General features: G+C 36.0%; 18 protein-coding genes. 11 read left to right on the top strand and 7 right to left on the bottom strand.

The window, feature by feature from the left end:
* Positions 1 to 240: 240 nt before the first annotated feature.
* The 6 genes from BUC25_RS01755 (at position 241) to BUC25_RS01730 (ending at position 7,723) form a co-directional block, all read left to right on the top strand.
* Positions 241 to 1,815, top strand: coding sequence for a glycoside hydrolase family 43 protein (locus BUC25_RS01755; protein ID WP_073199087.1), 1,575 nt, complete (start codon positions 241 to 243; stop codon positions 1,813 to 1,815).
* 93 nt (positions 1,816 to 1,908) lie between these two features.
* Positions 1,909 to 2,559: a ThuA domain-containing protein gene (locus tag BUC25_RS01750; RefSeq protein ID WP_073199085.1), complete on the top strand. Its 651-nt coding sequence runs from the start codon at positions 1,909 to 1,911 to the stop codon at positions 2,557 to 2,559.
* Positions 2,560 to 2,620: 61 nt separating this feature from the next.
* Positions 2,621 to 3,712, top strand: coding sequence for a Gfo/Idh/MocA family protein (locus BUC25_RS01745; protein WP_073199083.1), 1,092 nt, complete (start codon positions 2,621 to 2,623; stop codon positions 3,710 to 3,712).
* A 128-nt stretch (positions 3,713 to 3,840) separates the two neighbouring features.
* On the top strand, positions 3,841 to 4,809 hold the full coding sequence (locus BUC25_RS01740) for a sugar phosphate isomerase/epimerase family protein (protein WP_073199081.1): 969 nt from the start codon (positions 3,841 to 3,843) through the stop codon (positions 4,807 to 4,809).
* Between the two features lie 20 nt (positions 4,810 to 4,829).
* Positions 4,830 to 5,960 carry a Gfo/Idh/MocA family protein gene (locus tag BUC25_RS01735; RefSeq protein WP_073200426.1) on the top strand — a complete coding sequence of 377 codons (1,131 nt, stop codon included), beginning with the start codon at positions 4,830 to 4,832 and terminating at the stop codon, positions 5,958 to 5,960.
* Between the two features lie 845 nt (positions 5,961 to 6,805).
* Entirely contained in the window at positions 6,806 to 7,723 is a 918-nt protein-coding gene (locus tag BUC25_RS01730) for an LCP family glycopolymer transferase (RefSeq protein ID WP_073199079.1), read from the top strand.
* A 159-nt stretch (positions 7,724 to 7,882) separates the two neighbouring features.
* Here the strand turns inward: BUC25_RS01730 and BUC25_RS01725 are convergent, their stop codons facing one another.
* From BUC25_RS01725 to ric, 5 genes are all read right to left on the bottom strand, one after another.
* A complete protein-coding gene (locus tag BUC25_RS01725; RefSeq protein WP_139251747.1) occupies positions 7,883 to 8,422 on the bottom strand; it encodes an NUDIX hydrolase in 540 nt (179 codons plus the stop codon).
* A gap of 11 nt (positions 8,423 to 8,433) precedes the next feature.
* Positions 8,434 to 8,913 carry a DUF1189 family protein gene (locus BUC25_RS01720; protein ID WP_073199075.1) on the bottom strand — a complete coding sequence of 160 codons (480 nt, stop codon included), beginning with the start codon at positions 8,911 to 8,913 and terminating at the stop codon, positions 8,434 to 8,436.
* A 17-nt stretch (positions 8,914 to 8,930) separates the two neighbouring features.
* Complete coding sequence (locus BUC25_RS01715) at positions 8,931 to 9,395, bottom strand: flavin reductase family protein (protein WP_073199073.1); 465 nt, start codon at positions 9,393 to 9,395, stop codon at positions 8,931 to 8,933.
* 228 nt (positions 9,396 to 9,623) lie between these two features.
* Positions 9,624 to 9,923 carry a HesB/YadR/YfhF family protein gene (locus BUC25_RS01710; protein ID WP_073199071.1) on the bottom strand — a complete coding sequence of 100 codons (300 nt, stop codon included), beginning with the start codon at positions 9,921 to 9,923 and terminating at the stop codon, positions 9,624 to 9,626.
* Positions 9,924 to 10,072: 149 nt separating this feature from the next.
* Entirely contained in the window at positions 10,073 to 10,774 is a 702-nt protein-coding gene (gene ric, locus BUC25_RS01705; RefSeq protein ID WP_073199069.1) for an iron-sulfur cluster repair di-iron protein, read from the bottom strand.
* Between the two features lie 314 nt (positions 10,775 to 11,088).
* Between ric and BUC25_RS01700 the strand changes: the two genes are divergently transcribed.
* A complete protein-coding gene (locus BUC25_RS01700; protein WP_073199067.1) occupies positions 11,089 to 11,643 on the top strand; it encodes a hypothetical protein in 555 nt (184 codons plus the stop codon).
* 47 nt (positions 11,644 to 11,690) lie between these two features.
* Here the strand turns inward: BUC25_RS01700 and BUC25_RS01695 are convergent, their stop codons facing one another.
* Positions 11,691 to 12,050, bottom strand: coding sequence for a response regulator (locus tag BUC25_RS01695; RefSeq protein ID WP_073199066.1), 360 nt, complete (start codon positions 12,048 to 12,050; stop codon positions 11,691 to 11,693).
* Between the two features lie 209 nt (positions 12,051 to 12,259).
* On the bottom strand, positions 12,260 to 13,162 hold the full coding sequence (locus tag BUC25_RS01690; RefSeq protein ID WP_073199064.1) for an ArsR family transcriptional regulator: 903 nt from the start codon (positions 13,160 to 13,162) through the stop codon (positions 12,260 to 12,262).
* Between the two features lie 394 nt (positions 13,163 to 13,556).
* On the opposite strand from BUC25_RS01690, the gene BUC25_RS01685 reads away from it, so the two are divergent.
* The 4 genes from BUC25_RS01685 (at position 13,557) to BUC25_RS01670 (ending at position 19,724) form a co-directional block, all read left to right on the top strand.
* Positions 13,557 to 14,867 carry a hemolysin family protein gene (locus BUC25_RS01685; RefSeq protein ID WP_073199062.1) on the top strand — a complete coding sequence of 437 codons (1,311 nt, stop codon included), beginning with the start codon at positions 13,557 to 13,559 and terminating at the stop codon, positions 14,865 to 14,867.
* Positions 14,868 to 14,881: 14 nt separating this feature from the next.
* Positions 14,882 to 17,503 carry a cation-translocating P-type ATPase gene (locus BUC25_RS01680; RefSeq protein WP_073199060.1) on the top strand — a complete coding sequence of 874 codons (2,622 nt, stop codon included), beginning with the start codon at positions 14,882 to 14,884 and terminating at the stop codon, positions 17,501 to 17,503.
* A 301-nt stretch (positions 17,504 to 17,804) separates the two neighbouring features.
* Positions 17,805 to 18,527 carry an SDR family oxidoreductase gene (locus tag BUC25_RS01675; protein WP_073199058.1) on the top strand — a complete coding sequence of 241 codons (723 nt, stop codon included), beginning with the start codon at positions 17,805 to 17,807 and terminating at the stop codon, positions 18,525 to 18,527.
* 354 nt (positions 18,528 to 18,881) lie between these two features.
* The gene (locus BUC25_RS01670) at positions 18,882 to 19,724 is read left to right on the top strand and encodes an SAM hydrolase/SAM-dependent halogenase family protein (protein ID WP_073199056.1); all 843 of its coding nucleotides are present in this window, start codon (positions 18,882 to 18,884) and stop codon (positions 19,722 to 19,724) included.
* Positions 19,725 to 19,736 lie beyond the last annotated feature (12 nt).

The following is a 19,736-nucleotide window of genomic DNA, read 5'->3' as shown; positions in this document are numbered from 1 at the left end:
GCCGCTGTCCACTTCCGAGGAATTTCGCCTAAGCTAACTGTAGTAAGCACAGATCGCTTTCGAAAAATTAAAGTAATTATCTCCTTTTGTTTATAATAGACTAGACGTAAAAGCCTAAAATCATCTCAATAAAATAATTATGAAAGTTTTTAAAGAATTGATGCCAAATTACTTTGTTTCGCGACTGAACTTAGTTATAATGATATCTAAGTTAGGTTTGAAAAGAGGAGTTGACACAAAATGAAAACGATAACAAACCCGATCTTACCTGGTTATCACCCAGATCCATCCATTGTAAGGGTAGGGGATGACTTTTACATTGCAGTATCCACCTTTGAATGGTTTCCAGGTGTACAAATCTATCATTCTAGAGACTTAAGCAACTGGGAGTTAATTGGATACCCTTTAACTCGTTCTTCACAGTTAAATATGCTGGGGGATGTGAATTCTGGAGGAGTATGGGCCCCATGTCTATCTTATTCAGATGGTTTGTTTTATTTGATTTTTACTGATGTGAAAAGCAGACAAGGAGCTTTCAAGGACACACACAATTATTTAGTGACAGCAGCAAGTATTGAGGGACCTTGGTCAGACCCCGTTTATTTAAACAGTAGCGGCTTTGATCCGTCCTTATTTCATGACCATGATGGCAAAAAATGGCTCGTGAACATGATATGGGATCACCGCAAAGGAACGAATTCTTTTGCTGGAATAGCTTTGCAAGAATACTCAGTGGAAGAACAACGATTAGTAGGACCGATTCAAAATATTTTTAAAGGTACAGAATTAGGTTTAACCGAAGCGCCTCATCTTTATAAACGAAATGGATATTATTATTTACTGACAGCTGAAGGGGGTACTTGGTATACACATGCCGCTTCCATGGCCAGGTCCACGTCTATTTTTGGACCATATGAAGTAGATCCTACAAACCCTATTCTTACTTCAAATAAGTCGAAAACAGATCAACTTCAGAAAGCTGGACATGGCTGTTTGGTCGAAACTCAAACAGGTGAATGGTATATGGTACACCTATGTGGACGACCAGTGATCGATGACAAATGTATATTAGGAAGAGAAACCGCTATTCAGAAATGTTTCTGGACGGAGGATGGGTGGATAAGGGTAGTAAATGGACCGAATCCGAGCAACGAGGTTGAGGCACCTGATTTACCATTATCGCCTATTATTGCAAAAGATAACAAGGATAATTTCGAAGATCCAAATCTCCGATTATACTGGAACGCCTTAAGAAGAACTTTTGAAGAAAAGTGGTTTTCGTTAACGGATCGTCAAGGATTTCTACGTTTGTATGGGGAAGAGTCAATGAGTTCATTCCACCGACAAAGTATGATGATGCGAAGGTTAGAGCATTTCCAAGCGGAAGTGGAAACAAAAATGGAATATCAACCTGAAAATTTTCAACAGATGGCAGGGTTAATGATTTATTATGATACAAATGACCATGTTTACTTAAGAGTGACAGAGCATGAAGAATTAGGAAAATGTCTCGGGATAATTGAGACAAAATATGGCCAATATGATGAACTTTTGGATAAAGATATTGCATTACCAGCAGATCAACCGATTTATTTAAAAGCAGTGATCCAGCGTCATTTACTTCAATTTTATTATGCAAAACAAGAAAATAATTGGATTGAAATCGGTAATGCCATTGATATTGGGCACCTTTCGGATGATGATGCGGACTACATTCGTTTCACGGGTACATTCGTGGGAATGGCTGCTCAAGACTTAAGCGGACAGAAAAAATACGCGGATTTTGATTATTTCAACTATAAAAGTATAAAGTGAGACTTCAATCTGTGGGAGTTTATTAACTCCTACTGATTGATAGCGAAACTTATGAGCAAGTATCGTGTAGATAAAAACTAGGAGGTTTCAAATATGAAACAAGCACTTATTTTTCAAGGTGGATGGCAAGGACATGAGCCAGAAGAAGTAGCCGATATTTTAGGAGGTATTTTAGAAAAAGAGGGGTTTCAAGTTAAGATTACGGATACATTAACGACTTTACAGGAAGATGATTTAACACAGTATGATCTTATTGTTCCGAATTGGACACAAGGAACGATCGAACAAGAGCAATTGCAACCGTTATTAAAAGCAGTAGAACAAGGAACCGGATTAGCTGGTCTCCATGGTGGAATGGGAGATTCTTTTCGCTTTGAAGTAGATTATCAGTTTATGGTTGGCGGTCAGTGGGTCGCACACCCGGGTAATGATGGTGTTTCTTACAACGTTCATATTAAAGATCCTGATCATCCATTAACAAAAGACTTAGAAGAATTCACCGTCGTTTCTGAACAGTATTACATGCATGTCGATCCTGCAGTACATGTACATGCAACGACAAGATTTCCAGTGGCAGAAGGTCCATACCAGACAAACGGCGAAGTAGACATGCCGGTAGTTTGGACAAAAAAATGGGGAAAAGGAAAGGTCTATTATTGCGGATTAGGTCATGTAGCTGAGATCGTTAGAATGCCACAAGTCATGGAATTAATGAAAAATGGTTTCGTTTGGGCGAGTAGATAACGCTTACATTAATACATCAAAATTAAAGAAAACGTAGTATCGTGAAACTAGGAGGAATTCGATGACTGTCTTAAAGGTAGGTATTATTGGTTGTGGGAATATTAGCAAAATTTATTTAGAGAATGCTCCACAATTCGAAAATTTTGAAATTAATGCAGTAGCCGATTTAGTTTTAGATCGAGCAATTGAGCGTGCGAAGGAATTTGATATTGAAAAAGCTTATACAACAGATGAATTATTAAAAGATCCTGAAATTGATTTAGTAATAAATTTGACTATACCAGCGGTTCATGCGCAAATTGCTATTAAAGCACTGGAAAATGGTAAGCACGTGTATGGAGAAAAGCCGTTAGCAGTAACAAAAGAAGACGGCAAAAGAATGATCGATGTTGCAAAGGAAAAAGGGCTGTACATTGGTAATGCACCAGATACTTTCCTTGGTGCAGGGATCCAAACATGTAAAAAGTTGATTGATGATGGAACAATTGGTAAGCCGATATCAGCTACTGCTGCCATGATGATTCCTGGTCATGAGCGTTGGCATCCAGATCCAGCATTTTATTACCAAACAGGTGGTGGCCCAATGTTTGATATGGGGCCCTATTATATAACAGCATTAATTGCATTGATAGGACCTGTAGCACGGGTAACAGGCTCTGCTCAATTAACATACAAAGAACGAACGATTACAAGCAAAGAGAAGTATGGAGAGAAAATAAAAGTGGAAGTACCAACACAGATTAATAGTGTACTTGATTTCGAGAATGGTGCAGTCGCTTCAATGGTCATGAGCTTTGACACATGGCATCATCAGCTGCCAAATATTGAAATCTATGGAACGGAAGGAACCTTGTCTGTACCAGATCCCAATACATTCGGTGGTCCGGTCTTTGTCAAAAGACATGATGATAAGGAATGGCGTGAGGTAGAGTTGGCCGAAGGATATGCTACGAATAGTAGAGGATTAGGTGTAGCTGAAATGGTGAAAGCGATCCTATCCAACAGCAGATCTCGAGTAGATGGCAGTCTAGGTTATCATGTATTAGATATTATGCATGGTATTCATGAGGCATCGAATGAGGGGAAACATCAGGTACTTTCAAGTAGTTGTACCCAACCAGAAACTTTACGTATAGAATCTATTAAGAACTGATTATGACTTCAATCTGGAGGAGTTTGTTCCTTCACCGGATTGTTAGCATAGCTTATCAGGATTTTTCTGTTCGTCGATTTTTGATGAAGCCCTGATAAAATTATTATAAAAGGATGAGGTGATTCGTCATGAAATTAGGTGTTTTTGCTGTGTTGTTTGGTGATAAGTCATTGGAGGAAGCGTTGGATAATGTACAGGAAGCGGGACTGGATGCAGTTGAAATAGGAACTGGAGGATATCCAGGAAATACACATTGTAACCCGGCAGAATTGTTGGCAGATGACTCAAAGTTACAAAAGTTTCAAGAGGCGTTTACTAAAAGAAACATTGAAATAAGTGCGCTTAGTTGCCATGGTAACCCGTTGCATCCAAATCAGGAAATCGCAAAAGAACACCACGAACAATTTGAACAGACGGTTTTACTCGCGGAGAAAATAGGAGTAGATACAGTTGTTACTTTTTCTGGCTGTCCTGGTGAATCCGATTACTCTCGAAACCCTGTATGGGTAACAGCAGCATGGCCTGATGATCATCCAGAAGTATTAGAATGGCAATGGAAGGAAAAAGTTATTCCTTATTGGCAACAACAAAATGCTTTTTTAGAACAACATGGTGTTCGTGTTGCCATTGAACCCCATCCGGGTTTTGTTGTTTATAATAATGAAACAGCATTAAAATTGCGTGAAGCATGCGGGAAACAGATTGGCGTTAATTTTGATCCTAGCCATTTGTATTGGCAACAAATGGACCCGGTAGTAAGCATCAAAGAGTTAGGGGAGCATAATGCACTCTTTCACTTCCATGCCAAAGATACTGCAATTGATCCACAAAATACAGCTGCTAATGGTGTGCTGGATACTAAACCATATCAAGATGAATTACATCGTTCCTGGATTTTCCGTACGATTGGCTATGGTCACGGCGAGGAAGAGTGGCGACGGATCATCAGTGCATTGCAACTAATTGGATATCAAGGAACAGTCAGTATTGAACACGAGGATAGTTTAATGTCTGTTGAGGAAGGACTAGAAAAAGCAGTTGGCCTTCTTAAAAATGTATTAATTAAACAAAAAGTGGGTGAAATCTGGTGGGCGTAAAACAAAAAGTAAGAGTTGGAATGATCGGGTATCAGTTTATGGGAAAAGCGCATAGTCATGCTTATCGCGATTTAAACTTCTACTTTGATAATCCTCTAGAGGCTGAGATGGTGGTAATTTCAGGACGGAATGAAGAAGCTGTAAAAGAAGCACAAGAAACGATGGGCTGGCAAAGCTATGAAACAGATTGGCGGAAAGTGATTGAGCGTGATGATATTGACGTAATCGATATTGTAACACCAAATCACACACATGCGGAAATAGCGATTGCAGCTGCAGAAGCTGGTAAACACATTATTACGGAAAAGCCGTTGGCACTTACAGTGGATGAAGCAGAAAGAATGTTAGCAGCCGTTGAAAAAAATGGTGTAAAACATATGATTTGTCATAACTATCGATTTGCACCAGCTGTTCAATATGCCAAAAAATTAATTGAAGATGGTCGTATAGGTCGAATCTATCATTGGAGAGCTAACTATTTACAAGACTTTATCATGGATCCAAATTTCCCACTTGTTTGGCGCTTGAAAAAGGAAGTTTCCGGCTCAGGTGCGCTAGGTGATATTGGTGCACATAGTCTTGATTTGGCACGTTTTTTAGTTGGGGAATTCAGTGAACTAACAGCAACAATGGAAACCTTTATTAAAGAACGTCCAATAGGGGAAATGACTGGTGGATTAAGTGCAAAGGGTGATTCTAGTAATATGGGAGAAGTAACGGTAGATGATGCCGTTACCTTTATTGCAAGATTTAAGAATGGAGCACTAGGTACCTTTGAAGCGACACGTTTTGCAGGCGGAAATCGGAATAAAAATAAATTTGAGATTAATGGTGAAAAAGGTTCGATTCGTTGGGATATGGAAAATATGAATAATCTAGAAGTCTATTTTTCAGGCGATGAGGAAGGATTGCAAGGATTTCGTTTAATCAATTGTACCGAAGAAGTTCATCCATATGCTGGTGCATATTGGCCACCAGGTCATATTATCGGATATGAACATACGTTTATTCATTTAATAGATGAATTTCTTCGTGGCATTCACGGTAACTATCAACCAAGCCCAAATTTCGTTGATGGTGTTCGTAATCAAAAAGTCCTTGAAGCAGTAGAAAAATCAGCCGAAGAAAAACGCTGGATAGAACTAGATTAATAGCAAAAAAAGAAGTATTCCAAATAGTCAGGAATACTTCTTTTTTTGGAACTTAAACAAATCTACATAGCATACTACATATTAGGAATATACTGCGACATAGCAGAAGTGGTAATTATGAGATTTTATATCTGCTTAGCAACCGCTTCGGCTTGCCCGTTTTCCTTTCCGCGGGTTTTTACCCTAAGCTAACTTTTTAAGCAAAGTTCACTTAAAAAGTGGATCTTAGGGTAAAAACATCCCGCAGGAGTGAAAACGGACGCCTTCGCTCTAAATGGATACTACAACTGTTGTCACAGATATCATTTTGACCTTTCTATAGTATTTCATCTACATTTTGCGATAGTGTTATAATTTAAACTCTTGCATCAATTGTAGCACTATAACTAGCGTAGGCGTTCGCTACAACTCCTATGGGACTCGTTTTTCCTGAAGATCCACTTTTCCATGCGGTTTTTGCTTGGAAAAGTTAGCTGAAGGGAAAACCCCATGGAAAGGGGAGCGAACAAGCCGTAGCGGATGTTACGCACAAATTCACTGTCAAAATTACTACATATTTGTTGAACAGTATCCTTATTCTGGGAGAGGGTTGCAAGTGGTGTTATTTTGGTGCTTTTTTTTAATCAAATTTTCAAAAAGTAATTATCTATTAGATGTTAAGTATTGTTAAAATATTCAAATAATAGTTTCCTTTTTATAGTAATATTGTGCTATAATATAAATTGCGATTCATTGAATCATTGCGATAAATGATCGGAACTAAGCTAACAATTTCCCTGATTTTATCAGTATTAATACACTATGGATGAAATCGTATATTATAAAGATAGGATGTTGATTGAGAAGTGGAAACAAGATCAAAACTTAAAAAGTCAAAAAAATGGTGGATTTTAACACCTCTTATCATATTACTTGTTATCATATTAGCGATTGGTGGTTATGCCTGGTCCATTATTAACGATGTGGAAGAGACTTTTAATACAAGAATGCACGATCCAATAGAGTCAATAGACACAGAAAAAGTTAGCAAAAAAACAGAAGATGCAGAACCACTAAATATACTACTTTTAGGAGTAGATCAGCGTGGTAATGATTCGGGACGTTCAGATGCACTAATGGTGATGACTTTGAAACCTAAAAATGACGAAATGCAATTAGTTAGTATACCACGAGATACACGTACGTTAATTGTTGGTAAAGGTTTTGAAGATAAAATAAATCATGCATATGCATTTGGTGGAGCTGATATGTCTGTTCAAACGGTGCAAAATTTCTTAGATATCGAGATTGATTATTTTGTGAGAATTAACATGGAAGGTTTAAAGGAATTAGTGGATGAAGTTGGAAAGATAACTGTCCAGAACGAAATAGAATGGAATGATGGCAAATATCAGTTTGCTAAAGGTCCTGTAGAAATGGACGGAGATAAAACATTAGCATATGTGCGGATGCGTAAGCAAGATCCCAACGGTGACTTTGGACGAACCGATCGTCAACGAAAAGTAATTCAAGCTATTATAGATCAAGGTGCCAACGTAGCCAATGTAACAAAAATTGATGAGATGATAGATATTATGGGAAATAATATGTCAACGAGTCTTGATTTTAACAATATGAAAGCACTATTAAGCGGTTATTCGAATACAAGAAAAAATATGAATAGTTACCAAATGCAGGGGTCTGGTAAGACAATTGATGGTATCTATTATTATATTGTACCGAATGAAGAAGTATCAAAAGTTAGAGAAATGATTGTAAATTAACTTTTACAGAGCTATACGTAAAAAGAAATAGAAATAAAAAATTTCACTAGAAAAATCCAAACGAATTGATTCGTTTGGATTTTTCGTGTAATAGAAGAAAAAATAAAAGGCAAGGGGGCAAGCCGGGGCGTTCAGAACAATATTTATCTCCCAACCTTTTTAATTGTTTGCATTACTTAGATATCTAGCCCAACACGCTAACCCTGCACCATGCCTGAAAATTCCCTTTTCTACTAAGTGACTGAAGTCCTTAATTTCTACTTCCTCTACTTCAATGTTCTCTAATTCATCCAATTGTTGATTGGATATTTTTTTTGCATTTTCAGCTAAAAACAAATGGATTTTCTCTGTCGTTGATCCTGGTGAGGGGTAAAAGAAATCAAGTGATTGCCAATGCTCGGATTGATAACCTGTCTCCTCAAGTAACTCGCGCTCGGCAGCAACCATAGGTTCTTCATTATCATCAATCATACCTGCAGGAAATTCTATCTCCGTTGACTGTAAGGGATGACGAAACTGTTTTAATGTGATAATTTTTTGCTCAGGGGTAATTGCTAATATACAAACTCCTTCTGTAAATTCTATATAAGAAAAATTTTGCGTCTCTTTATTAGCGAGTAAGACCTCATCTATTGTTATTTTAAATCGATCAACCTGGGTGATAGAGCTTTGGCTTATTTTCCAATCATTTCTTCTCAATTTAAGTTCCCTCATTTCTTTTTTGGATAACTTATAATCATTTTAAATAAGATGATGTATAGTAAGACTAAACCTATCGTAAAACTAAAGGTTACCGGAAGCTTGGTGAAAAAAAGCAGATGATAAATCAATAATGGCCATAACAACGCATAAGAGGTCATCTTCCATAATTGTTGGTAAGCAAGCTTTCGTTGACATAACCACTTAATTAACCAAGAGCCAAGTGTGAGGATAGAAATACTAGAAACGATCAAGAACATCATAAAGAAAGGATAAAACACAATAACCTGAAGCAAGTACTGGCTATAAGGAATTTGAGATTGAGTTGGATCAAATTGCGATATAATAAGTATCACATTTGGTAAAAAACTGATAAAAAATAAGAGAAAAAGGTAAACAAGAGTATCACGCATACTAATTCTATTAAGCCAAAACATGGCTTCTTTTTTAGGTAAGCTTGCGCTTTTTCTCAGGATCGATAGAATCGCCATTGTCTTCCTCCATGAAACTATTGTTCTTCAGATATTTTTTCGTATCCACTATTGTAATAAATAATTGGATTTCCTTCTGCAAGTTTAATTTTATCTACTTCTGCGATCAGCAGCATATGATCTCCCGCTTCAACTGTATTTACAACACTACAGGCTAAGGTGGTTAAACTATCATTGATTACCGGTATGCCGTCCAATGTGTTGTAATCATCATATTTTTTATCCACCTGTTTGGCAAAAATCATCGACACTTCTTTTTGTTCTTCTCTTAAAATACTAACACCAAATCGTTTGATTTTATCAGCATTTTGATAAAAACTTGTTTTATGGTCAAGTGAGATTGTAATTAATTGAGGATCTAATGAAACAGACATAAAGGCATTGACAGTCATGCCTTGCACCTCGTTATCAAACTCTGTTGTAACCACTGTAATTCCAGTAGCGAATTTGCTCATCGCTTTACGGAACTCCTGCTTACTCATATTCGCATACCTCCTGAATAATTATACTATGAAATGAGGGACTACTCATTTTATTCTCAATTTATACCTATTTTAACATATGAAATCAAAAAGATTATGTAATCTGTCTCGCAACTTGATCAAATGAGAATTCAATTATCGAGGGATAGAGACGCTCAGATCTTTTCAATTAAGGTAATTACGGAAGATTACACAATAAAAAAAGTGAGGGATTCCTCCCCCACTTTTTTAGTTGCTTTCTTCATAATCGTAAGCAACTTCATCAATTTTTTCATCGTAGTTAACAATTAAGTTATATCCTTCAAAGTACCATGCATCTGTTCCATCTATGAAAAATGTAATGCCATCTTTCTCTTTAGAAGTAATGGTATCTTTGAGTGGCTCATTTAATGAGAAAGCTAATGAAAACCCTTCATGTATAGGACTGTATCCACCGTATTTCGCTTGAAATTTAACTGTATCCCCATTATTGACTTCTACTTCATTTTTAAACCACTCTAGGGCTTTATCAGAAATTTTAATTTCCATGTATATGCACTCCTTTTGATGATAACTCTCTTAAAGCTATTCCCAATATTTAGTTCTATTACACTTCATATAGAGTAATTCATTGAATTAATAGGAGTACAGGTAAGAATCTCTAGAAAAAGTCCTCACGTGTGTCAGCATTCCATTCATTATGAAACGGATTTAAATAAAACGTTATTCTCCAAATGAATATGCTGATATGTGTTTTGTTCTAATTCTGATAATCTTTCATAAGTGATGCGATACGAATTGCATGCACCTTCAGGTAATGTATAATTATTGGTTAATTCATTCATTTTTTGAATGAGTTCACCTACATATTCATGATCCTTTATCATCGTTTCATTTAAGTTGAAGATTCGATTTTTTAATTGTTCTGTCGGATTTTTTTCATATTGTTCAAATAGTGGGAATAAATCACGTTCTTCTTCGATCATATGACTTTCCATTTCCATTTTGTATTGATGAAAATATTTAAATAATTCTTCCAGGTGTGGATGATGTGTTCCATGAACACGATATATTTTTGTCACGAATTGACTTAATGGCGTTAATTCCTCTGTTAAATAGTGATGGTGGTTTTCCAGTACATAGTTCACGACTTCTGATGGAGAAACTTCATCCCAATTCACTTCTTTATTACCTGCTTCTTTCCATTTTTGATAGGATTCATTAATCGAAGAAATTAATTGTTGACCATCTATCGGCTTTTTCTTTTTATCTATTATCGTTTGAAGTGGTTGATCACCACCACAACAAAAATCGACTTTGGCTTTCTTGAAAAAGTCACTTGCTTTAGGATAGACTTTGACGATATCTGCGGGCGTATCCGTTAATTGGAATTCTCTCATTTTTTATTCCTCCTTTATAATTATTTAAAGCATATCAGATCGGGTAATGAAAATATGTGATGCATATCACATATTAGTGAAAATTTTTCGCTGCGTAACCGTCGCTAGTAGCCCCAATAATTGTTTTAGATATAGTACATGTAAACGGACACTTGCATTATTATAAAAATTACTTATATTATTTAACCTTTTGTTTGAGGAATAGCAAGATTTCATACCTTTCAAAGTTTCACTTTAACTAGTTTTTTGTTATACTTATGAAAGCAAAAAACTTGTGAGCAAGAATCGGTTATGAAACTAAAGGTGGTGTAAATATGACAGTACAATATACGAACTTTCGTGGTGATGAATATTTTTTGCATGTGCGGAAAACAAAAAAAGGGAATCCAAGTTATTATTTTAAAAAGGACGACCCAGATACATCTTTAAATAGTATCCCAGAGGGTTACGAAATATATGAACATCCAAATGGCAGAGTATTTTTAACTAAAAAGTCAAAACGAAAAATCACAGATGAAGAAGTAACTACGATAAAGAAAAGCATGGAAAATAACAGTCCGATCAAAGATTATAAATTAGATATTAGACAGAAGAGTATATATCTATATACCTACGAAAATCCCGTGCCATTTGACGAAAATCCATTAATTGTGGAAGCATTGTCTGACCCTAAATACAAAACATATGAAGCGCAGTTATGTTTTTCGTTAGTAGATAAAAAGGCAAGATTGTTCCAAGTTGAACGAAAATCATATACAGGGGAAAAAGATGATCAATGGCTTTATTTAGAAGAATCAACGGACTTAAAAGCATTAGCAGATAAATTTGTGCAACACTTAGGACAAGAGACTTTTTTTGATCTATTTTAATAATAGTAAAAAGAAGCTCAGGCAGTTTATTATGTCCGAGCTTCTTTTTATTTAAGCGTATTATCCATAATTTTAATTAGTGTATTAAAATGTGGTTTCACAATAAAATCTTTTGCACCATATTGCAAGGCGCATGTTATATTATTAGTGGTGGCGAGGGACGATGAAATAATGACATTGGCTTTTGGATCTAATTCTTTAATTTTTTTTAATGCGTCCAATCCATTTGATTTTGGCATTACAATATCAATAAGAATAATATCAGGGTGAAATTGCTGATACATTTTAACAGCCTCTAAACCGGTTGTTGCCTCTGCAATAACTTCATAAGAATTCTTTTCAATAATTTGTTTAAGCCAACGCCTCATAAAACGAGAATCATCTGCAATAATGACGGTTTTTTTCATGGTAGTTTCCTCATTTTCTTGTCAGTAGAATTTTCGACATTATTCTACTAATATTTTATATGATAGATAAGCAGAAGTGAAGCGTATTTTAAAAAAACATTCAATAGCTTCTATTTGGATTTTAGGTCTATAATGATAAATTGTTATTTCTAAAAAAAAATGCAATCTTGCTTATACAAAACAAGATTGCACCTGAAGTTCCATTCTATTTAAATATAGTATAATTTAAAGTTAATATCTTGATCATGATTTCCGAATCCTTTTCCGAATAACGTAACTCCACCGACATGTTCGGCGTCTTCTTTTACCTCTACACGGAATTTCCAACCATCAACACTCGTGTCTAAATCATCAATTGTTACATCTGACATCGGTTCTCCATCCATATATGTACCGTGTGACGTAATTCTGATTGTTTTAAATACACCATATTGATTAATGTTATGTGGCCACCAACCAGGAGTATATTTCCCACGGGTGTCAGCAAAATCCCCGGGACTTTGCCATGAACCAAGTTCCATATTGTTTAAGGTGAATGTAATATCGGATGGCCATACTTCATTAGAAAAAGGAAACTCTGAAGAAATTTCAAAACTTATATCCATTTGTTGTAATTGATCTTCTTCATTAAGAAAGTTTGGTGTTTTGTATTCAACAAAACCTTGAGTAAACCACAAAATTCGAGCATCCATTCGTTTAGGATCCATAAAATATTTTGTCTGATCCACTGGTCCTACAAAGTCTTTATTCGTAGCTAACCCACATGTAGGTAAGACATCATAGTCTGTATAATGACCAATAGGTACACTTGTCTCATAGGTAGCAAAAGAATGATAGATCTTCTTCGGGAAATTCACTTCAATATGATCGACTTTCAAGATCGAAATCCGTTGAAGTCCAGATTTACCTGGTATTTTCTCAGTTCGAATAATACCTGCCTTTTCTAATTTTTCAATATGCTTTGTAACGATCGGGCTACTGATACCTAACGCACTCGAGAGTTCTTTAATATTCAATTTATTTTTAGATAATAACTGAATAATTTCCAACCTTACCTTGCTTGCTAAAGCTTCGTAAATATGCAAAGATGATTTATCTATTTCTAATTGCATGTATTCATCAACTTCTTTCTAACTACGATATTTATTACGGCGTATCTGTATGGCCTCCACAGCTTGAAGTCTCACTTTACAAATTGATGTGTTCTTATGAAGGATTGTTTAAATATATTAATATAAAATTTCTATTTATCACAGTGCTAAACAACCGGTAACTTCCTTATAAGTTGCATAATCAATCAGCGGAATTAAAAATTCCCGCTGATTGAAGTCTCATTTTATTATCACATAATAACAAATTTATAACTAACATTACCTATTATGCCATAGTTTTAGACAGGAAGCACCATTTTTAACCACTTTTTTCTCAATTTACTAGCACGTATTGTCTTATGATCGACTATTTTGGGTATAACAAAGATATAGATGTTTTTGGAGGGATGATAATTTGTTTTTAGAAATTGGAATCTTACTTGTTTTAATATTGATTAATGCTTTTTTTGCAGCTTCCGAAATTTCATTAGTCGCATTAAATGATAATAAAATAAAAAAAAGAGCGGACCAAAAAGATAAAAAGTCAATGCAACTGCAGACTCTACTAGCTGAACCAGGACGGTTTTTAGCAACTATACAAATTGGAATTACTCTGGCAGGATTTTTAGCTAGTGCTTTTGCTGCAGATAGTTTTGCTGGTCCACTGGCAGAATGGTTAGTAGCAATTGGTGTGCCTATAGCGATATCGATACTGGAAACAATAGCAGTTATTACGATAACGATATTACTTTCTTACTTTACGTTAGTGATAGGTGAACTTGTGCCAAAACAACTTGCCTTACAAAAAGCTGAAACAATTGCATATAAAACAGTGGTTCCTTTAACATTTTTATTTAAAATAAGTTATCCATTTGTGAAAATTTTGAATCTTTCCACAAACTTAATCGTAAAATTATTTGGTGTCGATCCGAATGCAAAACAAGATGAAGCAAATGAAGAGGAAATTCGGATGCTAGTTGATATTGGCGGGGAAAGGGGTACTATTGAAAATGACGAGAAACGTATGATTCATAATATTTTTGAATTTAACGACAAAACCGTAACAGATATTATGACCCATCGGACAGACATTACAGCAATAAATATCGAAGCAAGTGTGGCTGAAATATTAGAAGTGATTAATGACAAACGTTTTACCCGTTTTCCTGTCTATGATAGTGATATCGATCATGTAATTGGTATCTTACATATGAAAGATATGTTTCCCTTTTTACAAGAAAGAGATCATCCGTTTACACTTGCAAGCATTTTGAGAAAACCTTATTATGTTATGGAATCTCAGCCAGTAGATGTAGCTTTTCGAGATATGAAACGTCATAACATTCATGTTGCAATGGTCGTTGATGAATACGGTGGAATTGATGGTTTAATTACAATGGAAGACATTATTGAAGAAATTGTTGGAGAAATACTAAGTGAACATCACCTTCCTGGAGAAGATGAATCAAGTAGTTTTAAAAAAATTAATAGTAATCAATTTGAAGTGGAGGGAACGACACATCTTTATCTATTGGAAGAAGCCTTTCAAGTAGAGCTACCTTCAGAGGATTTTGAAACTATTAATGGTTTTATGGTCCATCAATTAGGTTATATTCCCCGTCAGGAAGAACATCTAAGTGTAACGTATGGTAATCTTATCTTAGAAGCAATCGAAATATCAGATTACCGAATCGAAAAAGTCTTAATTACGAAAAACAAAGATTAGGGAGGAAACGAAGCTTGAGTACCTACCAAAAAAACATAAAAGAAGTATTAGACCAGTGGGAAGTTACAAAAGAAGAAGGACTTACCAGTCAGGAAGTCAATAATCGATTGGAACAGGAGGGTTATAATGAAATAGCAGATAAAGAAAAAGTCCCTACCTGGAAACTGTTTTTAGAAACGTTTAAAGATGCCATGGTAGTTGTTCTGTTAATTGCTGCAATCGTTCAGCTAGTCTTGGGAGAAGTTATTGAATCCATCATTATATTTATTGTTATTTTATTGAATTCGGTTATTAGTGTAGTCCAAACGAAAAAAGCCGAAAGCTCTCTCGATGCTCTACGTGATATGTCTGCTCCTGAAGCCAAAGTGGTTCGAAATGGTACGAGTCAAACCATTATGGCTCGTGAGTTGGTGCCAGGCGATATTGTTCTATTGGAAGCTGGAGATTACATACCGGCAGATGGTCGCTTATTAGAAGCTGAATCATTAAAAATTAATGAAGGAATGCTTACTGGTGAATCAGATGCTGTCGAAAAGGGCACAGAACCTATTGAAGAGGAAGTATCGATTGGTGACAGAGTTAATATGGTATTTTCCAGTTCACTAGTCGTCAACGGTCGAGGTACATTTGTAGTTACAGCTACAGGTGGAAAAGCAGAAATCGGTAAAATCGCTGAAATGATCGAAACTGCTGAATCTAAACAAACACCATTGCAACGAAAACTAGATTCCTTTAGTAAAAAACTAGGGTTAGCTATCCTGCTTATATGTATTGTAATATTCGCAGTACAGGTTGGCCGCATATGGTTTAGTGATGCAGATGTTGATATGACAAAAGCTGTGTTAGATGCGTTAATGTTCTCAGTAGCGATCGCGGTTGCCGCCATTCCTGAGGCCTTGCAATCCATTGTAACTATTGTTCTTTCTGTTGGAACCAATAAAATGGCAAAGCAGCATGCCATTATACGTAGATTACCGGCAGTAGAAACGTTAGGATCAACCAGTGTTATCTGCACAGACAAAACAGGAACATTAACACAAAATCAAATGACAGTCACTGAAACTTTTTTACCTGGAGTAGAGGAACCATTTAGTACCGAAAAAGGCTCAAAGAATGAAGAGTTACTAATACAAACGGCTGCATTGTGTAATGATTCCTATATTAATGAAGATAAAAACGAAATAGGGGATCCAACAGAGATTGCACTAATTCATTTAGCAGATAAACAAAAAGAACCGTATAAAGAATTAAGAAATAAGTATAAGCGAGAAGCAGAATTACCTTTCGACTCAGATCGAAAGATGATGTCTACTGTACATACAATTAACGATGAGCGATTGATGTTAATTAAAGGTGGACCAGATGTCATGTTAGATAAAGCCAGGTTTATTTTAAACGATGGTAAAGAGGAAGAATTGACATCTGATTGGCTTGAAAAACTGCACCAGCAGAATGAAGCATATTCAAAACAAGCATTACGCGTGTTGGCTTTTGCATATAAAAAGTTAGATAAAGATCATGTGACATTAAAAGATGAAAAAGATTTTGTTCTGATTGGATTTACCGCTATGATGGACCCGCCAAGAGACGCGGTATATGGCTCAATTGAAGAAGCAAAAAAAGCAGGCATCAAACCAGTGATGATAACTGGTGATCATAAAACAACTGCAGAAGCAATCGGAAAAGAAATTGGACTGATGGAAGAAGACGATCTAGCAGTAACTGGTAAAGAATTAGATAAAATGTCTGAACAAGAGTTAGATGAGAAATTAGAGCATATTTCTGTCTATGCACGGGTATCACCTGAAAATAAAATACGAATCGTCAAAGCATGGCAACGGAAAAACCAAATTACCGCTATGACAGGTGACGGTGTTAATGATGCTCCCGCATTGAAACAAGCGGATATTGGAATTGGGATGGGCAGTGGTACAGATGTTGCTAAGGATTCTGCAGCCATGATATTAACAGATGACAATTTTGTATCCATTGTCAAAGCAGTTAGTGTCGGTCGGACCGTATTTGATAACATCAAAAAATCGATTGCTTATCTGTTTGCAGGTAATCTTGGAGCGATCATTGCGATATTATTTGCCGTCATCATGAATTGGGCAAATCCTTTTACTGCTTTACAATTATTATTTATTAACTTGGTCAATGATTCATTGCCGGCAATTGCCTTAGGGATGGAGAAATCAGAACCAAATGTGATGAAAAGAAAACCACGAAAGATTGATGATGGTATCTTTGCAGGAGGTACTTTGCGATCTGTAATTATTCGAGGTTTATTCATAGGTGTAGCGGTCATTATTTCACACTATATCGGTCTGCAACATTCTGAAGAGATGGGTGTTGCCATGGCATTTACCACTTTAATTTTATCAAGGACTTTACAGACTTTCCCTGCAAGGTCTAACGTTCAGACCGCATTTGGAGCAGGCTTCTTTCAAAATAAATACGTACTAGGCGCTGTAGTGGTTGGCTTTGTTTTATATACAATCACAATCCTTCCATTTGCAAGAGGTGTATTCCATATCCCGGCTGAATTTGGATGGAGTCAGGGATGGATTGCATTCGGTCTTGCGATCGCGTCTGTTGTATTAATGGAAGTCGTTAAGATTTTTAGAAATAAATAATAAAAAAAAGGTCACGTTATGAATAAATAAACGTGACCATTTTTTGTGATCTGAACTTAATGTCCGGTTGTTCTCTGCTTAATTTTTTGCTGAAGAAAGAACCCTTATGTACAGGTGTTTACACCGGGATAAATTTAATCCTCGGACACTACTAAAAGCTGAAGTAACCAGTAACTTTTTTAAAAACAATATTGAGTATAGCTCTTTTGAATTACTTCCGATTAGAATATCCTTATTCTTAATAAAAAAATATGGTATGATTAACTGTAAGGGTTTACAAAAATGTGGATGAGGTGATAGAATGAAGGTTTTTGTTACGGGAGCAAACAGAGGATTAGGATTATCTTTGGTTGAAAGCGGACTAGAGAGAGGACACATTATATTTGCAGCTGTGCGCTCTGTATCAGATAAACAAATTCATGATTTACAACAATTAAAGGAAAAATACGAAGGGCAACTTCGAATTATTCATATGGATGTAACCAATGAAAAATCTGTTGAACAAGCAGCAGAAGCAGTAAAACTTACGGATCAATATCTAGATGTAATCATAAATAATGCCGCTATATTGAATGAGCGTGATAAAACTATCGAGGAGTTAGACATCCATGCTTGCTTACAAGCTTTTGATGTAAATACACTTGGTCCAATGCGAGTTGTTAAACACTTTTTGCCTGTTTTGCGGAGGGGACTTGAGCAAAAAACGATGACTAATCAAGCTGTCATTAACATAAGCTCTGAAGCGGGTAGTTTATCCAATGCCTATAGTGGAGATTATCCCTATGGTATGACAAAAGTAGCTTTAAATATGTTAACTGAAAAATTAAAAGTTTATTTAAAAGATGACGATATCGATGTATTATCAATTCATCCTGGATGGATGAAAACCGATATGGGTGGAGAGAGCGCACCTAAGCTGCCGAAAGTAACAGCAGATAATATATTTGCGGTTATCGAAAATGGGCTGGAAGATGAGCAACGTTTTGCATTTATTGATGACACAGGAACCCCTATGGATATTTAGATTACTCGCTCTGGTCAAACAGAATATAATGCGATCGATCCGATGGTTTTTGAAACGGATGGAAAGTGGTGGATGGTCTTTGGATGGCAAAACAACTGGCCAACTTTTAATTAGCTACAGAATCCCGAACGCTTCAAACGTTCGGGATTTTTCTATAACTGATGAGGTAATTGTCCGTTACAAAAGACTCAAGCATAAAGTGAAGAGATAACAGAATCATTGGGTGATTTGTAAACCCAGCTTAAAAAAACGTCTCCCTTAAGGAGAATTTCATGCTGTGTATGTTGACATATCCTTTCAATTCACTGTCAGTTAATAGTATAATAAAGCTAGGTTGAGAAAGGAGTAATCCTCATGATGAATGCTTTAGTACTACAATCCGACTTTGGTATAGAAGATGGTGCTGTTAGTGCAATGAAAGGTGTGGCACACAGTGTCAGTAGGGTTATACCAATTTATGATAATACTCATGATATCCCCCCGTTTAACATATGGGAAGGGTCCTATCGCCTTCTACAAACCGTGGCTTATTGGCCAAAAGGAACAGTATTTGTTTCTGTAGTAGATCCAGGGGTAGGATCTGAACGGAAGAGTGTGGTTGTACAAACAAATAATGATCAATTTATAGTAACGCCTGATAATGGTACACTTACACATATCTTTTATAAAGTGGGAATTAAACAAATTCGCGAGATTGATGAAAAAGTAAATCGACTTCCGCAATCAGGTGCATCTCATACTTTTCATGGCCGGGATATTTATGCATATACTGGAGCAAGATTAGCTGCAGGTGCGATTACATTTGAAGATGTCGGCCAGGAATTAATGATAAACGATGTTGTTCAATTACCATTTTATGGGGCCAAGTTAGAGAGCAAAATCATCTCTGGTACTATTGATATATTGGATGTCCAATTTGGTAACTTGTGGACGAATATCAGTAGGGAGTTATTTTTAGAGTTGAATGTTGACTATGGAGAAGCAGTTGAAATAGAGATCATCAGTGATACGAGAAGAGTGTATCGAAATAATATGACCTTTGGAAGGTCGTTTGCTTCTATTCATGTCGGTGAACCTGTGCTATATGTGAATTCCTTAGATAATATGGCTGTTGCTATTAACCAGGGGTCCTTCGCAAAAGCATATAATATTGGTACTGGTTCCAATTGGAGAATATATATTAAGAAAATCAATTAAGGGGTTCAATGA

This window comes from Gracilibacillus kekensis (assembly GCF_900143085.1).
Lineage (GTDB): Bacteria > Bacillota > Bacilli > Bacillales > Amphibacillaceae > Gracilibacillus > Gracilibacillus kekensis.
The sequence above is the reverse complement of the archived record's forward strand: the minus strand, read 5'-3'. Positions and strand labels throughout refer to the sequence as shown.